The organism is Stenotrophomonas veracruzanensis (assembly GCF_032911525.1).
GTDB lineage: Bacteria > Pseudomonadota > Gammaproteobacteria > Xanthomonadales > Xanthomonadaceae > Stenotrophomonas > Stenotrophomonas africana.
Window position 1 is genome coordinate 24,893 of record NZ_JAWJTI010000011.1, and the last position, 14,852, is coordinate 39,744.

16 protein-coding genes are annotated in these 14,852 nt (G+C 66.1%); 2 read left to right on the forward strand and 14 right to left on the reverse strand.

Going from position 1 to position 14,852, the window contains the following annotated elements; genetic code table 11:
* The 14 genes from R1H25_RS09760 to R1H25_RS09825 form a co-directional block, all read right to left on the reverse strand.
* The gene (locus R1H25_RS09760; protein ID WP_088480126.1) at positions 1 to 771 is read right to left on the reverse strand and encodes a glycosyltransferase family 2 protein; all 771 of its coding nucleotides are present in this window, start codon (positions 769 to 771) and stop codon (positions 1 to 3) included.
* On the reverse strand, positions 761 to 2,446 hold the full coding sequence (locus tag R1H25_RS09765) for an AMP-binding protein (RefSeq protein WP_317223470.1): 1,686 nt from the start codon (positions 2,444 to 2,446) through the stop codon (positions 761 to 763). The genes R1H25_RS09760 and R1H25_RS09765 overlap by 11 nt, the downstream gene beginning before the upstream one ends.
* A complete protein-coding gene (locus R1H25_RS09770; RefSeq protein WP_317223471.1) occupies positions 2,439 to 2,990 on the reverse strand; it encodes a hypothetical protein in 552 nt (183 codons plus the stop codon). The genes R1H25_RS09765 and R1H25_RS09770 overlap by 8 nt, the downstream gene beginning before the upstream one ends.
* Positions 2,991 to 3,012: 22 nt before the next feature.
* The gene (locus R1H25_RS09775) at positions 3,013 to 3,270 is read right to left on the reverse strand and encodes an acyl carrier protein (protein WP_046983476.1); all 258 of its coding nucleotides are present in this window, start codon (positions 3,268 to 3,270) and stop codon (positions 3,013 to 3,015) included.
* Positions 3,271 to 3,288: 18 nt separating this feature from the next.
* Entirely contained in the window at positions 3,289 to 3,546 is a 258-nt protein-coding gene (locus tag R1H25_RS09780; protein WP_046983475.1) for a phosphopantetheine-binding protein, read from the reverse strand.
* On the reverse strand, positions 3,533 to 4,330 hold the full coding sequence (locus R1H25_RS09785) for a lysophospholipid acyltransferase family protein (RefSeq protein WP_049443742.1): 798 nt from the start codon (positions 4,328 to 4,330) through the stop codon (positions 3,533 to 3,535). Before R1H25_RS09785 ends, R1H25_RS09780 begins: the two co-directional genes overlap by 14 nt.
* Positions 4,323 to 5,063, reverse strand: coding sequence for a beta-ketoacyl synthase chain length factor (locus R1H25_RS09790; protein ID WP_057500882.1), 741 nt, complete (start codon positions 5,061 to 5,063; stop codon positions 4,323 to 4,325). The genes R1H25_RS09785 and R1H25_RS09790 overlap by 8 nt, the downstream gene beginning before the upstream one ends.
* A gap of 214 nt (positions 5,064 to 5,277) precedes the next feature.
* Positions 5,278 to 6,291: a cytochrome d ubiquinol oxidase subunit II gene (gene cydB / locus R1H25_RS09795; protein WP_049443745.1), complete on the reverse strand. Its 1,014-nt coding sequence runs from the start codon at positions 6,289 to 6,291 to the stop codon at positions 5,278 to 5,280.
* 1 nt (position 6,292) lies between these two features.
* Positions 6,293 to 7,690 carry a cytochrome ubiquinol oxidase subunit I gene (locus R1H25_RS09800; protein WP_317223472.1) on the reverse strand — a complete coding sequence of 466 codons (1,398 nt, stop codon included), beginning with the start codon at positions 7,688 to 7,690 and terminating at the stop codon, positions 6,293 to 6,295.
* Between the two features lie 129 nt (positions 7,691 to 7,819).
* Positions 7,820 to 9,019: an ABC transporter permease gene (locus R1H25_RS09805; RefSeq protein ID WP_317223473.1), complete on the reverse strand. Its 1,200-nt coding sequence runs from the start codon at positions 9,017 to 9,019 to the stop codon at positions 7,820 to 7,822.
* A 1-nt stretch (position 9,020) separates the two neighbouring features.
* On the reverse strand, positions 9,021 to 10,316 hold the full coding sequence (locus R1H25_RS09810) for an ABC transporter permease (protein ID WP_317223474.1): 1,296 nt from the start codon (positions 10,314 to 10,316) through the stop codon (positions 9,021 to 9,023).
* Between the two features lie 321 nt (positions 10,317 to 10,637).
* Entirely contained in the window at positions 10,638 to 10,853 is a 216-nt protein-coding gene (locus R1H25_RS09815) for a hypothetical protein (protein WP_317223475.1), read from the reverse strand.
* The gene (locus R1H25_RS09820) at positions 10,850 to 11,503 is read right to left on the reverse strand and encodes a sigma-70 family RNA polymerase sigma factor (protein ID WP_317223476.1); all 654 of its coding nucleotides are present in this window, start codon (positions 11,501 to 11,503) and stop codon (positions 10,850 to 10,852) included. The genes R1H25_RS09815 and R1H25_RS09820 overlap by 4 nt, the downstream gene beginning before the upstream one ends.
* A gap of 37 nt (positions 11,504 to 11,540) precedes the next feature.
* A complete protein-coding gene (locus tag R1H25_RS09825) occupies positions 11,541 to 11,870 on the reverse strand; it encodes a hypothetical protein (RefSeq protein ID WP_317223477.1) in 330 nt (109 codons plus the stop codon).
* A gap of 167 nt (positions 11,871 to 12,037) precedes the next feature.
* Between R1H25_RS09825 and R1H25_RS09830 the strand changes: the two genes are divergently transcribed.
* Both R1H25_RS09830 and R1H25_RS09835 read left to right on the forward strand, forming a co-directional pair.
* Entirely contained in the window at positions 12,038 to 14,407 is a 2,370-nt protein-coding gene (locus R1H25_RS09830) for a S9 family peptidase (protein ID WP_317223478.1), read from the forward strand.
* Positions 14,404 to 14,823: an NUDIX domain-containing protein gene (locus R1H25_RS09835; RefSeq protein ID WP_057500890.1), complete on the forward strand. Its 420-nt coding sequence runs from the start codon at positions 14,404 to 14,406 to the stop codon at positions 14,821 to 14,823. Before R1H25_RS09830 ends, R1H25_RS09835 begins: the two co-directional genes overlap by 4 nt.
* Positions 14,824 to 14,852 lie beyond the last annotated feature (29 nt).

Below are 14,852 nucleotides of genomic sequence, written 5' to 3' on the forward strand. Positions count from 1 at the left end.
TCAGCGCTGCCCCCGCAGGCGGCGGCGCAGCAGGCGCGGTGCGCGCCAGAGCATGCCGAAGAACAGGCGGGTGTGCATGCGGGTGATGCGTACGTTGTCGCGCCACATATCAAAGTGCGACACGCCATCGGAAGGATAGGTCACGCGCGTGGCCAGGTGCTCGACCGGCACCTGCCGCCAGTACAGGCGCACGATCACCTCGGTATCGAAATCCATGCGCCGGCCGATGGTCTCTTCGCCGGCCACGCGCAGAACCGGTGGCAGTGGGTAAACGCGGAAGCCGCACATGGTGTCGCGCAGGTGCAGCGACAGCGTATTGATCCAGACCCAGATGTGGGTGGCGTAGCGGCCATACAGCCGTGCCTTCGGTACGCTGGCATCGTAGGCCGGGATACCACAGATCACCGCATCCGGATGGGCACGCGATACCTCGATGAAACGTGGCAGGTCACCGGTATCGTGCTGGCCGTCGGCATCGATCTGCAGCACGTGGCTGTAGCCACGCGCGTGGGCCTCGGCGAAACCGGCCAGCATCGCCCCGCCCTTGCCCTGGTTGATGTCCAGGCGCAGCAGGTCAACCCCCTGGCGCTGCGCCAGCGAACGCAGCACTGCCGCACACGCGTCATGTGAACCGTCGTCCACCAGCAGGCATGGAAGGCCGGATGCCAGCACGCCGTCGACCACCGCCGCGATCGCATGTTCGTGGTCGTAGACAGGAATCACCACCAATGGCGCGAACGCGGCACTGGCACTGGAGGAATCAATCCGCATCGGCGAACACCACTTTTCCGCTGGAGTGCATTCCGTGGCTGGAGGTATAGCGGAAACCCAGCACGCCACGCGCCGCATCCCAGTCCAGATGCAGGGTCAGCACGTCACCCGGCCGCGCGACGTGCTGGAACTTCACCGCGTCCATGCGCAGGAAACCCGCCGGCATCGCGAACGCCTGGCGGCCGAAACGCACCGCCCAGTCCAGCTGGGCCACACCGGGCAGGATGGGTGCCTGCGGGAAGTGGCCCTGGAACGGCCGTAGCGCCGGGTCGAGGGTCATGCGCAATGTCGCGCTGGACGTATCGCGGTGATCCCACAGCGGTACCGGCATCAGCGGCTGGAACAGTGCCGCCAGCGCCGCCTGGGCCACCTTGCCCTGCGCATTGAATGGCAGCGACTGGACCAGTCGCCAGCGACGTGGACGGGTCACTGCGTCGTGGCTGTGGGCCAGCCGCGCACCCAGGCGCTGGCCGAGTGCACGACGCGCCTCGTCACCACCGTCCAGCAACGCGGCATCTGCCGGCACCACCACCGCTGCAAGCTGCTCGCGCTGGCCCGGCAGCACCAGCACGCGTGCATCCTCCACTTCGGTGTCTTCGCGCAGCGCTCGTTCCAGCGCATCCAGCGAGACGCGCCGCTCTTCGATCTTGACGATGCGATCGGTTCGGCCCAGCAGGCGGAAACACCCGTCGGCCAGCGCTTCGACGCGGTCCTGGGTGCGCCACCAGCCGGCGTTCTCCAGGTGTGGCGACGCCACGGCCAGGCATCCCTCCTCGATCCGCCACTGCACGCCCGGCAGTGGCTGCCACGGCGGCAGGTCGGTTTCCCAGCGACGCCAGGCGATGCCGCCGGTCTCGCTGCTGCCATACACCTCGGTGGGAGCCACGCCCAACCACTGCCGCACCTGCCGCGCCGCTTCTTCAGGCAGCGGGCCACCGGAGGAGAACACTGCGCGCAGGCGGCCATGCAGGCTGAACCAATCCAGCTGTTCGGGCAGGCGCTTGAGGTGGGCCGGGGTGGCCACCAGCACTGTTTCGGTACCGGACAGCGCCGCCACCAGATCTTCATGGAAGAACCGGCGCGGATGAATCAGGCGACCGGCGGCCAGCGGCCACAGCACACGGAACAGCAGCCCGTAGATGTGCTGGTGCGAAACCGTGCCATGCACCTCCGCCCCTTCCAGCTGCGCACCGAACGCAGCCTGCAGCGCGTCGACTTCGCGCGCCAGCTGGTCCAGGCGCTTGCTGATCGCGCTGGGTTGGCCGGTGCTGCCAGAGGTGAACACGCACAGCTCGCAGGCGCGCTCGTCCAGCATCCGCAACGTGCCGTCCACCTCTGCATCCACCACCGCCAGCGGGCGGTAGTCGGCGGGGACATCGCCAGCAAAACCACTCACCTGTGACTGCAGGGCCTGCAGCGTGGCCGGCAGGTTGTCAGCCGCCAGGAACACCCGCTTGCCGGCATGCCAGGCACCGTACAGCGCTGCAGCGAAGGCCACGGCATCGTCGAAGTACAGGGCCCAGTCGCGCCCCTCGGCAGCGGCAAAGGCCGAGCGCCACGCCAGCACGCGCCGGTGGAACCCGGCGTGGTCGAGCAGCACACCGTCGCAGACACCGACCGGGCGTTGCGGCCGCGCATCCAGCAGCAGCCGATCCAGGGCAATCCACTCAGCCATGCGTGTGCACCCCCCTGACCCGTTGCCGCACCAGCCACTCACCCGCAAACAGGATTCCCATCAACACGTACGCCAGCAAACCGTTGTAGAGCATCCAGACCCGGTCCGACGCATACAGCGCGGTCAGCAGGGCCAGGCTGCCGTTGAAGACAAAGAAGCCGCACCACACCTGGGTGACGCGACGGGTATAGGGCACCGCCGACGCAGGCAGGTCCGGCTCCTGCAAGCGGGCCAGGCGCTCGACCACGGGAGGACCGAATCGAAGGCTGCCGGCAAACACGACCAGCATTACGGCATTGACCAGCGCCGGGTACAGCTTCAATGGCAGCGCCTGGTTGAGTACCGTCGCCAGCACCGCGAGCAGGCCGGCACCCGCAGCCGCGCCCCACCACACCGGTTGCCGTGTGCCCAGTGCCCGCAGCAGGGCCAGCGCGAACAGCAGCAGCGACGACCAGCGCGGCTCGAAACGGCCCATCGCCAGATAGACCAGCAGCGGATAGGCCAACGAGATCGCAGCCACCGCCACCGTGCGTGCGCGTGCCATGGGAACGACGCCCGCGCTGCGGTCAGGCGGCCGCCTGGTCCGGCAGCAGGCCATGCGTCACATCGACGATGTCCTGCACCGTACGCACGGCCTTGAATGCTTCCGGCTGCAGGTTGCGACCCAGCAGCGGCTTGAGCTGGACGATCAGATCGACCGCATCGATGCTGTCGATGTCCAGATCGTCGTACAGGCGGGCCTGGGGCGTGACCCGGGCCGGTTCGATCTCGAAGCTGTCGGTAAGGATGGAAACGATGCGATCGAACAGTTCATTCTTGGTCATGGCAGTTCCTGGCACCGGTTACGACCGATGGGCGGCGACGAACTCGCCAAGCGCGCGCACGCTGGAAAAATGGCGGCGGGTCTCTTCCGAGTCGGATGACAGGCTCACACCGTACTTCTTCTGCAGCGCCAGGCCCAGTTCCAGCGCATCGATCGAATCCAGGCCAAGGCCCTCGACGAACAGCGGCGCAACCGGATCGATATCCTCCGGCGTGATGTCCTCCAGTGAAAGCGAGGAAATGATCAATACCTTGATCTCGTGCTCAAGTGCTTGCACGGGTGGGGTCTCCAGACAGGTCGAAGTAACGGGAAAGGTGCTCGGTGACGCGACGTGCCGCCAGGGCATTCCCTCCTGGCGAGTCGTCTTCGACCAGAAATGTCGAGATCGGGATATCTTCGCCGATCTGCAGCCGAACGTGAAAGCAACGTGAGGGAATACGATACCACTTCTGCCCTTTGGCCAGGGTCGGCGGAGTACAGGTGATCCGCACCGGCGTGATGTCCAGACGGCCGCGGACGGCGATGTTGGCGGCGCCGCGCTGCAGCCGCAGTGGCTGCCCGGGCACGCTGCGGGTGCCCTCCGGAAAAATGACCAGGCTGCCACCCGCACGGACCGCCTTCACGCAGTCATCGACCAGGCCCGGCCCATCGTCGTTGGCAATGTAGCCGGCGGCCCGCACCGCACCGCGCATGAACGGGCTGCTGGCTACCGCGCGCTTGACCACACAGTCCGCGTTGGGCAGCAATGACACAAGGCAGACCACATCGATGAGTGTTGGATGGTTGGCCAGCACCAGCAGGCCGTCGCGCTGCAGGCGTTCGCGCCCTTCGATCTCGCAGGTCATCACACCCAGGCTGCGCATCAGCCGCAGCTGGCCGGCAAAGGCGAGCTGGACCAGGCGGCGGGCACGGCGGCGCCGCGCGAGTGGGTCGCGCATCAGCAGCAGCAGCGGCATTACCACCGTTCCCAGCACCAGCCCGCCCAGCCCAAAAGCAAGAAAGCACAGCGCCGTGCCGAACACACGCCAGGCATGATCGAGGCGGCGCAGCCCCTCAGCCACGGCGGCCCCAGGACCAGCGTTGTCCCTGCGTTACATGCTCAAGCGCCGGCATCCCTGACAACAGGAAACGGTGCAGGTCCAGTGCGTGCGGCAGATGGCCCGGCACGCCCTCGGCAGCACCCGCCGGTTCCCAGCGCAGTGACAGGGTCGGGCAGCCCTCGCGGGGCTGGGTGAGACGCCAGCACCATGCGAAGAACACGTCGGGTTCGTCGGCGAACGGCGCGTATATGCCCGGCAGGGGCGATTCGTACACCACCACACGCACCTCACGGGCGCCGTCGGCCAGCAGACCGACCGCTTCCAGGCAGGCGGCTTCCGCCGTGGCCCGGCCCGCGGCCAGCGCCAGGTAGTTGCCGCGATGACCACGGGCAATCGAGTACAGGGCGGCAATGGCGTTGTGCACCGACAGCCCGAAGGTCGTGGGCGACAGGGGTTCTTCGGCTGCCAGCGATGCCAGCAGATCCATCGAGCGGGGCACATCGCCATGTCGGCTGGCGAAAACCAAGGGCACCTGGCTGTCGGCACCCTGCGCGTCCTCGCACCAGCAAGCGGCCTGGATCGCCATCCGGCCCAGCCGTTCGATACGCCGACGCTGCATCGCCGGGATTTCGGTGAGCGCTGGCGCGCCCTCGCCCACGGGCAGGAACGGCGCATCGGCCCAGCGCAGCCATTGGCTGCGCTCGGTCAGGCCAGGCGCCCAGGCGGCCCAGTCGACGACGGAGAATTCAATCATCTAGCGGTGGTGTTTCACTGGGGGAACGATAGGCACGGGCCACTCAAGGCGACGCGCGGCTCCCCCTTCCTGCAGCCGTGCGTCCGTCCAGGACGTTGCCGGCTACCCCCTTGGCTGCCGGAAAGGAGCGCACGCTATCACGTCCAACGCAGGGAATGCAGTCTTCACAAACAACAACGCGGGAACGGCCAGCCGCAGTTCCCGCGCAGGGTTCTCAGTGGTAGCCGGCGTCAGCGTGCACTTTGCCGCGAAATACCCGGTAGGACCACGCTGTATAGCCGAGGATGACTGGCAGCAATATGACCAGCCCGACCAGGGTGAATCCCAGCGAAGACGCCGGCGCGGCGGCCTGCCACAGCGTCATCGACGGCGGCAGCAGGTACGGCCACATGCCCAGCACCAGGCCAAGGAAGCCAAGCACGAACAGGGCCAGGCTGAGCAGGAACGGCGGCAGGTCGCGGCGCGGATGAGTGGCGCTGCGCCACAGCGCGGCAGCCACCGCCAGGGTCAGCAACGGCACCGGCGAGAGCCACCAGAAGTTGCCGTCGCTGAACCAGCGTTCCATCAGGCGCGAATCGAGGAACGGCAACCAGCTGCTGACCAGGCCCATCGCCGCGATCACCGCCACCACCAGCGGGCGGGTCATCTGCCGCGCGAGCGCCTGCACGCGCCCTTCGGTCTTCAGGATCAGCCAGGTGCTGCCCAGCAGCGCATAGCCGGCCACCAGCGCGGCACCGGTCAGCATGGCGAACGGGCTGAACCAGGCGAACGGGCCGCCGTGGTAGGCACCGTCCACCAGCGGGATGCCCTGCACCAGGGTGCCGAGGATCACCCCCTGGGCGAACGTGGCCAGCAGCGAACCGAGGCCGAACGCCACGCTCCACAGCCGGCGCGAACGATGTGCCTTGAAGCGGAACTCGAACGCCACGCCGCGGAACACCAGCGCCACCACCAGCAGCAGCACCGGCAGGTACAGCGCCGACAGCAGCACCGCATACGCCTTCGGGAACGCCGCCAGCAGGCCGGCGCCACCGAGCACCAGCCAGGTCTCGTTGCCGTCCCAGATCGGCGCGGCGGTGTTCATCATCAGGTCCAGCTGTTCCTCGTCCTCGGCGAACGGGGCCAGGATGCCGATGCCGAGCACGAAGCCGTCCAGCACCACGTACATCAGCACGCCGAAGCCGATCACCGCGAACCATGCCACCGGCAGCCAGGTCATCAGGTCCATGTCAGCGCTCCTCCAGTGGTTCGTCGGCGGCGGACAGCGGGCGCGCCGGGGTGTGGCTGCCGTGGTCCAGCGACGGACCTTCGGCATGCGGCTGCGGCCCATGGCGCAGGATCTTCACTAGGTACCAGATGCCCCAGCCGAACACGAAGGCGTAACCCACCACGTAGACGGCCAGCGACAGCGCGGTCATCCACGCGCTCTGCGGGCCCACTGCATCGGCGGTGCGTAGTACGCCATACACCACCCACGGCTGGCGGCCCATCTCGGTGACGAACCAACCCGACAGCAGCGCGATGAAACCGCTGGGCAGCATCCAGTTCCAGCCGCGCAGCAGCCACGGCGAATCCAGCAGCTTCTTCCGCCACAACTGGAAGGCCGACACCCAGGCCAACAGCAGCATCAACGTGCCCAGCCCGACCATGATGCGGAAGGCGAAGAACACCGGCGTCACCGGCGGCCGCTCACTGGCGGGTACCGAGGTGAGTGGATCGAAGGTGCCGTCCAGGCTGTGGGTGAGAATCACGCTGCCCAGCTTCGGGATGGCCACTTCGAAATCGTTGCGCTCTTCCTTCTCGTTGGGCAGCGCGAACACCACCAGCGGTACGCCCTCGCCTTCCCTGGTTTCATGCCAGTGCGCTTCCATCGCCGCGATCTTCATCGGCTGGTGCTTGAGCGTGTTCAGGCCATGCATGTCGCCGACGAAGATCTGCAGCGGCACCGTCAGTGCGGCGAACGCCACCGCCGCGACCAGCATGCGCCGTCCCGCTTCCACGTGCGTGCCCTTGCGCAGGTACCACGCCCCCACGCCACCGATCACGAAGCAGGTGGTGATGAAAGAGCCCAGCGCCATGTGGGCCAGGCGGTACGGGAACGAGGGGTTGAACACCACCTGCCACCAGTCCACCGGATGCACGATGCCGTTGACCATCTCGTAGCCGGCCGGAGTATGCAGCCAGCTGTTGGACGACAGGATCCAGAACGTGGAGAACAGCGTGCCCAGCGCGACCATGCAGGTGGACAGGAAATGCAGGCGCGGCGAGACCCGGCCCCAGCCGAACATCATCACGCCGAGGAAGCTGGCTTCCAGGAAGAACGCGGTCAGCACCTCATAGGTCAGCAGCGGTCCGATGACGGTACCGGCCACCTCGCTCAGCCGCGGCCAGTTGGTGCCGAACTGGAAGGCCATGACGATGCCGCTGACCACGCCCATGCCGAACGACACCGCGAAGATCTTCTGCCAGAAGAAATACAGCTCGCGCCACACGGGCAGCTTCGTGCGCAGCCAACGCCATTCGATGAAAGCCAGCCAGCTGGCCGTACCGATGGTGAAGGCGGGGAACAGCACGTGGAAACTGATGACGAATCCGAACTGGATCCGGGACAACAACAACGCGTCCAAGGGACGCCTCCTGCCTGAGACCGGTGGGATACCGGACCACTTTAGGAGGATTTCGTTAAGGTGGGATGCGACCGGGTGACGCGCTGCTTCACTTTGTCGCAGGGGGACCCGAATTACAGGATGAATGGGCTACAGAGGCTTCAGCAAGGTCAAGGGCGGCTCCTTGGCGATTCGCAGGGCCCGGGGTACCAGTGCAGTCAAGCAGGCCGCCATCACCAGCACGACAGCGCTCGATATCGAGAACCACGGTGAACCTGTGATGCCGTCCTGCGGCGACCCTACCCACTGCAACGACAACGCACCGAGCAGGGCGCCCAACGTGGTGAACAGTGAAACCTCGAACATGATTTCGGCAAAGATCACAGATCCGCGCGCACCCAAAGTGCGTCGGATTGCGATGGAGTGCCGGCGTCGATCAAGCCATGCACCTACAACTCCGGAAATTCCGGCCATCAGCACACCGAGAACAACGGCCGTCATGACCGCGAGCACGGTCGTAGCGAAGCGATCAGCTTTGACGTAGGCGTCGCGATATCCCGCCAGCGTCTCGACACCGGTCGGATTCACGATCCGATAAGGCCGTTGCAGCGCATCGACAATGCGATCAAGCGATGAACGATCGACCATAGACCTCCACTTCGCCAGATAATAGCGACTCGCGCCCATGGGAAGGCCCGGAAGCAACGCCCACTGCGAGTCTCGCTCATTGCCTCCTGGCGCCGGCCCAGCAACAGACGCAAATACGCCCACGACGACCCGGCTGCTGCCGGGGCCGAAGTACAGGTGGCGGCCAACAGCACTCTCCGTTCCGAACAAATGTGCAGCCAGCGTTTCACTTATCATCACCACCGGAGCGCCTTCAAGCATGTCGTCCTCTGCGGCATCCCGCCCCAGGACGATTCCCGCGCCCAGCATCGCCAGCAAGCCAGCGCTGGCAGTTACCACGGGAATGCGATCACATCCAGCAATGTCTGTCGTGCCGGAGCTCATCGAGTGCGCCATGGCCGACTCGCTGGTGCACACGCCGTATCGATGAGCTCTTCCCCCGAACGGAACGGAGTCGCTCACAGCCGCGCCCTGAACACCGGGTAGCCGGATCGCAGACAGGTCTGCCCGCAGCACTGCTTCATCCGCGCCTTCTTCGACATCCGAGACTCTGACCACACCAATCGATGCTGCCTCCCGGATGCTCCCGGTGTTCAATCTGGCGAAGCTGTCCAGCGTAGATTGCAGTGCGAACGCACATGCCAGGCTTGCAAGCGCTGCCTGCACTGCAAGCAGTGCGGCGCTTCCCAGGTGTCGTCGGGTCTCCCTCATCGATTCGAACATTTCAGGCAGCTCCCTTCGCGAAGGCACTCGACAGTGAGCTGACCCTGCAGATTTCAAACGATGGGACCAATGAGCAGAGCAACGTCGTGACGACTCCCAGGGCAGCCGCCATCAGCATTGCCCCAGCATGCATGGCTGTGATCGCGCTGGGCAGAACGTCTCCCGCAGCAACCACCCGGATTCCCAGTGCATAGGTGCCGACAGCGAGTGCACCGCTTGCGACTCCCGCCGCGATGGATTCCCACATGAGCTGGACGAACACGTCCCGGCGTCGCGCTCCCAGTGCACGTCGTATCGCGAGCTCCCGCCTACGGCGCCCCAGACTGAAGCTCAGCAGTGCCGCCGCATTGACGACGCACACACCGAGAAGGATCAGTGACAGCCGAAGCTGCATCCTGGCCCGCTCCGGAACCAATCCCAGCCTGTCCAGCCACTCCATCAACGGCCAGAGTGCCACCTGTTGGGTACCTGGCTCGGTCCGAAGGCCCTTTGCCTGCGCATAGGCGTTCAGACCCGCGCGGTAGGCGGCGACATCATCTGCGGTAGGCAGCCACGCCCACAGTTGAAGCCATGAAACGTTCCCCCCTGCAAGATCCGTGTCCTGGTCACCACCCCAGATCGCCGTCCCGTCCACAACAGTCAACTTGTCCGCGATTGCGGTTTCAACTGGCAGGTAGATCTCGTCAGGCTCCACAAACGGCCGGCGTGTGAGATCTCCCTGAAACATCGGCACCGGATGCCAGTCCTCCGCGACACCCACTACGGTGTAGGTGCGTCTGCCCAGTTCCAATGGATGACCAACGCAGTTCTGTGCACACTCACGCTTGGCGAGTGCACGCGACAGGACCACCATTCGACTCGCAGCATGTCCCTCCTCGGCAGTCCATGCCCGCCCTTGAACAACGGCAATGCCAAGGACACGGAAGACTTCGGACGTGGCGAACCTGGCGCGCAGTCTTGCGCTGGACTCTCCCGGCCGGGAGAGCGTCACTGCCCCCCCTGCCATAGCTGCCTGTTTCCACGTCCCGCCTTGGTTCAGAAGCGCCTTCGCGTCTGGCCAGGTCAGTGCCTGACCAGAATCCGGAGAACCACTGCGGAGTGCATCTGGACGCGCGTCAAGGTACGGGCGGAACAATGTCGAGCTCCGGTCTGGTGCGGGATCGGACGATGCCTGGAAAACAATGGAGAGCATCACAGTCGTGATCCCTACCCCTGCACCCAGCATGAGAGCGATTGCCAGATGAGTGCCGATTCGCTGCTTGAATCGGGCAAGCGAAAGCTGGATGTAGTAGAGCATCATCCAACTGCATCCGGTGTTGACTTACTGGCGCACCTGTCCATGTGATTCTCACTCCAACCCGTGGAAGCTGATGGGTTGAGAGTCTCTGATTGTGAAACTCCGCCTCAAGCGGAGGCATGGAATTTGCAACTTTCCTCAGGAAACATACGTAGCTCGTGGACCTTGGATAGAGCGCCCGCCACTGATGACGAGACCGACGTGACGGAATCTGTCGGGAAAGGCCAACTGTCGATTTGCGGACAACGCCCGATGCCTGGATTTCTGATCGGGAGTTGGAGGAAGAAACGTCCCAAGGCAGGTGCAGACGTCAATGTTTCCCTAGACCCAGAAGTACCAGACCGCCGCAGCCACCAACGCCCCCAGCAACACCACCTGCACCACCACATAGCCCACGCCACTGTCGCGTGACTCAGCGGCGATCCGCTTCTGCAGCGCCTCGCTCACATCCGGCGTTTCTTCCTGCTGCACCTGCTCACGCAACGCCTGCGCCAGCGCGCGCTTTTCCGCATCGCGAGGGTCGGTCGGTCGGTTCACAGCAGTTCTCCGGCGGCGGCATGCCGCGTCAGTTCCTGCTTCAGGACCTGGCGCGCGCGGTACAGGTGGCTCTTGATGGTACCGCGTGCCAGTCCGGTCACCTGCTCGATCTCGGCCAGATCGAAATCCTCCAGGTAATGCAGGCCGACGATCAGCCGCTGCGGCGCACTCAGCCGCTCGAGTGCCGCACCAAGCTGGCGCCCGGCCTGCAGCGCCTCGCTCAACTCAGCGGGCCCGGGACCTTCATCGCCGATCCCAAGTTCCTCCGGCACCTCCACCGCCACCCTCCATTGCGCCTCCAGCCGCCGCCGGCGCAGGTGCTGCAGCGCCGTGGTGTAAGCGACCCGGGAAATCCAGGTGCGCAGCGAGGATTCAAAACGAAACCGATGCAACTGGCGGAACACGGCCAGGAAGGTTTCCTGCAGCAGGTCGGCCACCTGATCGCGGTCGCCCACCATGCGCCCGATCACGTGCGCGCAGGTGCGTTGATGGGTCTCGACCAGCTGCGAAAACGCCGCCTGCGAGCCGTCGATGATGGCTCGCACCAGAGCTTGGTCCGCATCCAGCGGTGCAGCGGGTGCCGCCGTCGCCGCCGTATCGTGGCGGCGACGGCCCCGCAGTGCCGACAATGCTTCGCCGAGCAGGCTCATCTATGGGGCGCCCCCTGTGCCCATGGCATGGGCCGGCTCAGCCCTTGCGCGCGGCAGGACGGGTGAAGTGCCAGGCCAGCAGCTGGCCGAGGCCGGCACTGCCGACCAGCGCGGCGGCGGCACCAAAGGTCAGTTCGCGCGCACCGATGGCTTCCAGCAGGGCCATGGCCAGCGCCAGGCAGACCAGGCTGATGCCCCAGCGCAGCGCGCCCTGGCGGCGGCGTTCTTCTTCCAGCACGGCCAGCGAGCGGATCACTTCCTCCGGCACGTGCGGGGCCACCAGTTTGCTGCGGGCGCGGGCATCGGCAATGGCATGGATCGCGTAGGCGATGCAGATGAAGAGGGTGATCGGGATCAGTTCCTGCATGGTCGGGCTCCTGTTCGGTGGATGATGCGGGTTCAGGAGAATGGATGCGCGAGGCCGGCCACCGGTTGCACCACTTTGCCAATCCCGCTGCCATGACCTGTGGCCCCTGCCCCGGGCCCTTGCGGCTGCTACGCTTGGCCGGTTTCCTCTACTGGTGCCGTCCGCCCATGTCCCGAGTGCTGCCCCTGTCCCTCCTGCTGTCGGCCGTGCTGGCCGCACCGGCTGCGCATGCCGCGCCGACGCCGATCACCATCGAACAGGCCATGGCCGACCCGGACTGGATTGGCCCGCCGGTCGAGAAGGCCTGGTGGTCGTGGAACAGCCAGCAGGTGGAATACCAGCTCAAGCGCAACGGCAGCCCGGTGCGCGATACCTTCCGCCAGCCGGTGGCCGGTGGCGTGGCCGCGCAGGTGGCCGATGACCAGCGCGGCACCCTGGACGTGGCCGAGCCGGTCTATGACCGCAGCCGCAGCCGCAGCGCCTTCGTCCGCAACGGTGACGTGTTCGTGCGTGACCTGCGCAGCGGCGCGCTGACCCAGCTGACCCGCAGCAACGAGCGCGCGGGCAACGTGAACTTCGCCGCCGACAACGGCGTGATCTGGCGCGTCGGCCAGAACTGGTTCCACTGGACCGCCGCCAGCGGCGTGCAGCAGGTGGCCAGCCTGAAGGCCGAGAAGGACCCGCGCACGCCGCCGAAGGCCGACGTGCTGCGCGACCAGCAGCTGCGCACGCTGGAAACCCTGCGCCGCGACCGTGACCAGCGCGAAGCACTGAAGGACCAGGACCAGCGCTGGCGCCAGGCCGACCCGACCCGCGCGCCGGGCCCGGTGTACCTGGGCGCCGACGTGGAGATCGCCGACAGCGTGCTGTCGCCGGACCTGACCCACCTCATCGTGGTGACCAAGCCGAAGGACTTCGACGACGGCCGTGGCGGCAAGATGCCGCTGTACGTGACCGAGTCGGGCTACGAGGAAACCGAAGACACCCGCACCCGCGTCGGCCGCAACGGCTTCGAGCCGCACACGCTGTGGTACGTGGACGTGCGCACCGGCAAGGCCGAGAAGGTCTCGCTGGCCGGCCTGCCGGGCATCAGCACCGACCCGCTGGCCGAACTGCGCCGCAAGGCCGGCAAGGACGCGCTGAAGGGCGAGCGCAGCCTGCAGGTGATGAGCGACTTCATGGGCGGTGGCATCCGCTGGAGCCCTGATGGCCAGCAGGCCGCGGTGATGCTGCGTGCCAATGACAACAAGGACCGCTGGATCGTCAGCGTCAACGCCGCCGATGGCCGCGTGCAGAACCGTCATCGCCTGACCGACAACGCCTGGATCAACTGGGGCTTCAACGATTTCGGCTGGATGGCCGATGGCCGCACGCTGTGGCTGCTGTCGGAGGAATCGGGCTTCTCGCACCTGTACACCCAGGCCGGCACTGCCAAGCCGCAGGCGCTGACCAGCGGCAAGTGGGAAACCTCGGCGCCGGTGCCCTCGGCCGATGGCAAGGGCTTCTACTTCCTGTGCAACCAGCAGGCGCCGCATGACTACGAAGTCTGCGCGGTCGACACCGGCAGCCGCCAGGTGCGCGAGCTGACCAGCCTCAACGGCGTGGAAGACTTCTCACTGTCGCCGGACGGCCAGCAGCTGCTGGTGCGCTACTCCGGCGCCTACCTGCCGCCGCAGCTGGCCGTGCTGCCGAGCACCGGTGGCCAGGCACGCGTGCTGACCGACACCCGCACCGCCGACTACAAGGCACGCCAGTGGATCCAGCCGAAGCTGGTGGCGGTTCCATCCAAGCATGGTGCCGGCGTGGTCTGGGCCAAGTACTACGAGCCCGAAAACAAGGAACCCGGCAGGAAGTACCCGATCGTGATGTTCGTGCACGGTGCCGGCTACCTGCAGAACGTGCACCAGCGCTACCCGGCTTACTTCCGCGAGCAGATGTTCCACAACCTGCTGGTGCAGAAGGGCTACATCGTGCTGGACATGGATTACCGCGGCAGCGAAGGCTACGGCCGCGACTGGCGTACGGCGATCTACCGCAACATGGGCCACCCGGAACTGGAAGACTACAAGGACGGCCTGGACTGGCTGGTCGACACCCAGCAGGGTGACCGCGACCACGCCGGCATCTACGGCGGTTCCTACGGCGGCTTCATGACCTTCATGGCGCTGTTCCGCTCGCCGGGCACGTTCAAGGCTGGCGCCGCGCTGCGCCCGGTGGTCGACTGGCACCAGTACAACCACGGCTATACCAGCAACATCCTCAACACCCCGGACATCGACCCGGAGGCGTACCGCGTGTCCTCGCCGATCGAATACGCGCAGAACCTGCAGGACAACCTGCTGATCGCCCACGGCATGATGGATGACAACGTGTTCTTCCAGGACTCGGTGAACCTCACTCAGCGCCTGATCGAACTGCACAAGGACAACTGGTCGATCGCACCGTACCCGCTGGAGCGCCACGGCTACGTGCGCGCCGATTCCTGGCTGGACCAGTACAAGCGCATCCTGAAGCTGTTCGAGCAGAACCTGAAGTGAGCAACGCCGCGGCCACGATCCATATCGTGGCCGCGGTCATCCTGGATGACCGCGGCCGGGCGCTGGTGGTGCGCAAGCACGGCGCCAGCCGCTTCATCCAGCCCGGTGGCAAGCCTGAAGCCGGCGAAGCACCGCTGCAGGCACTGGCGCGCGAACTGGACGAAGAACTCGGTGTGCAGGTGTGCGCCGGGACCGCCGTCGCGCTGGGCACGTTCGAAGACTGGGCGGTGAACGAGCCCGGCCACCTCGTGCAGGCGCAGGCATGGTGGGTGCAGGTGGACGGCACGCCACAGGCACGCGCGGAGATCGCCGAACTGGCCTGGGTGCCGCTGCAGCCGCCGCACGGCCAGCCCTTGGCACCGTTGAGCGAACACCATATCCTGCCGGCCGTCGCCACCCGGGTGACGGCCCGCTGAGCGTGCGGGCACCGATTGCAAGGACACCG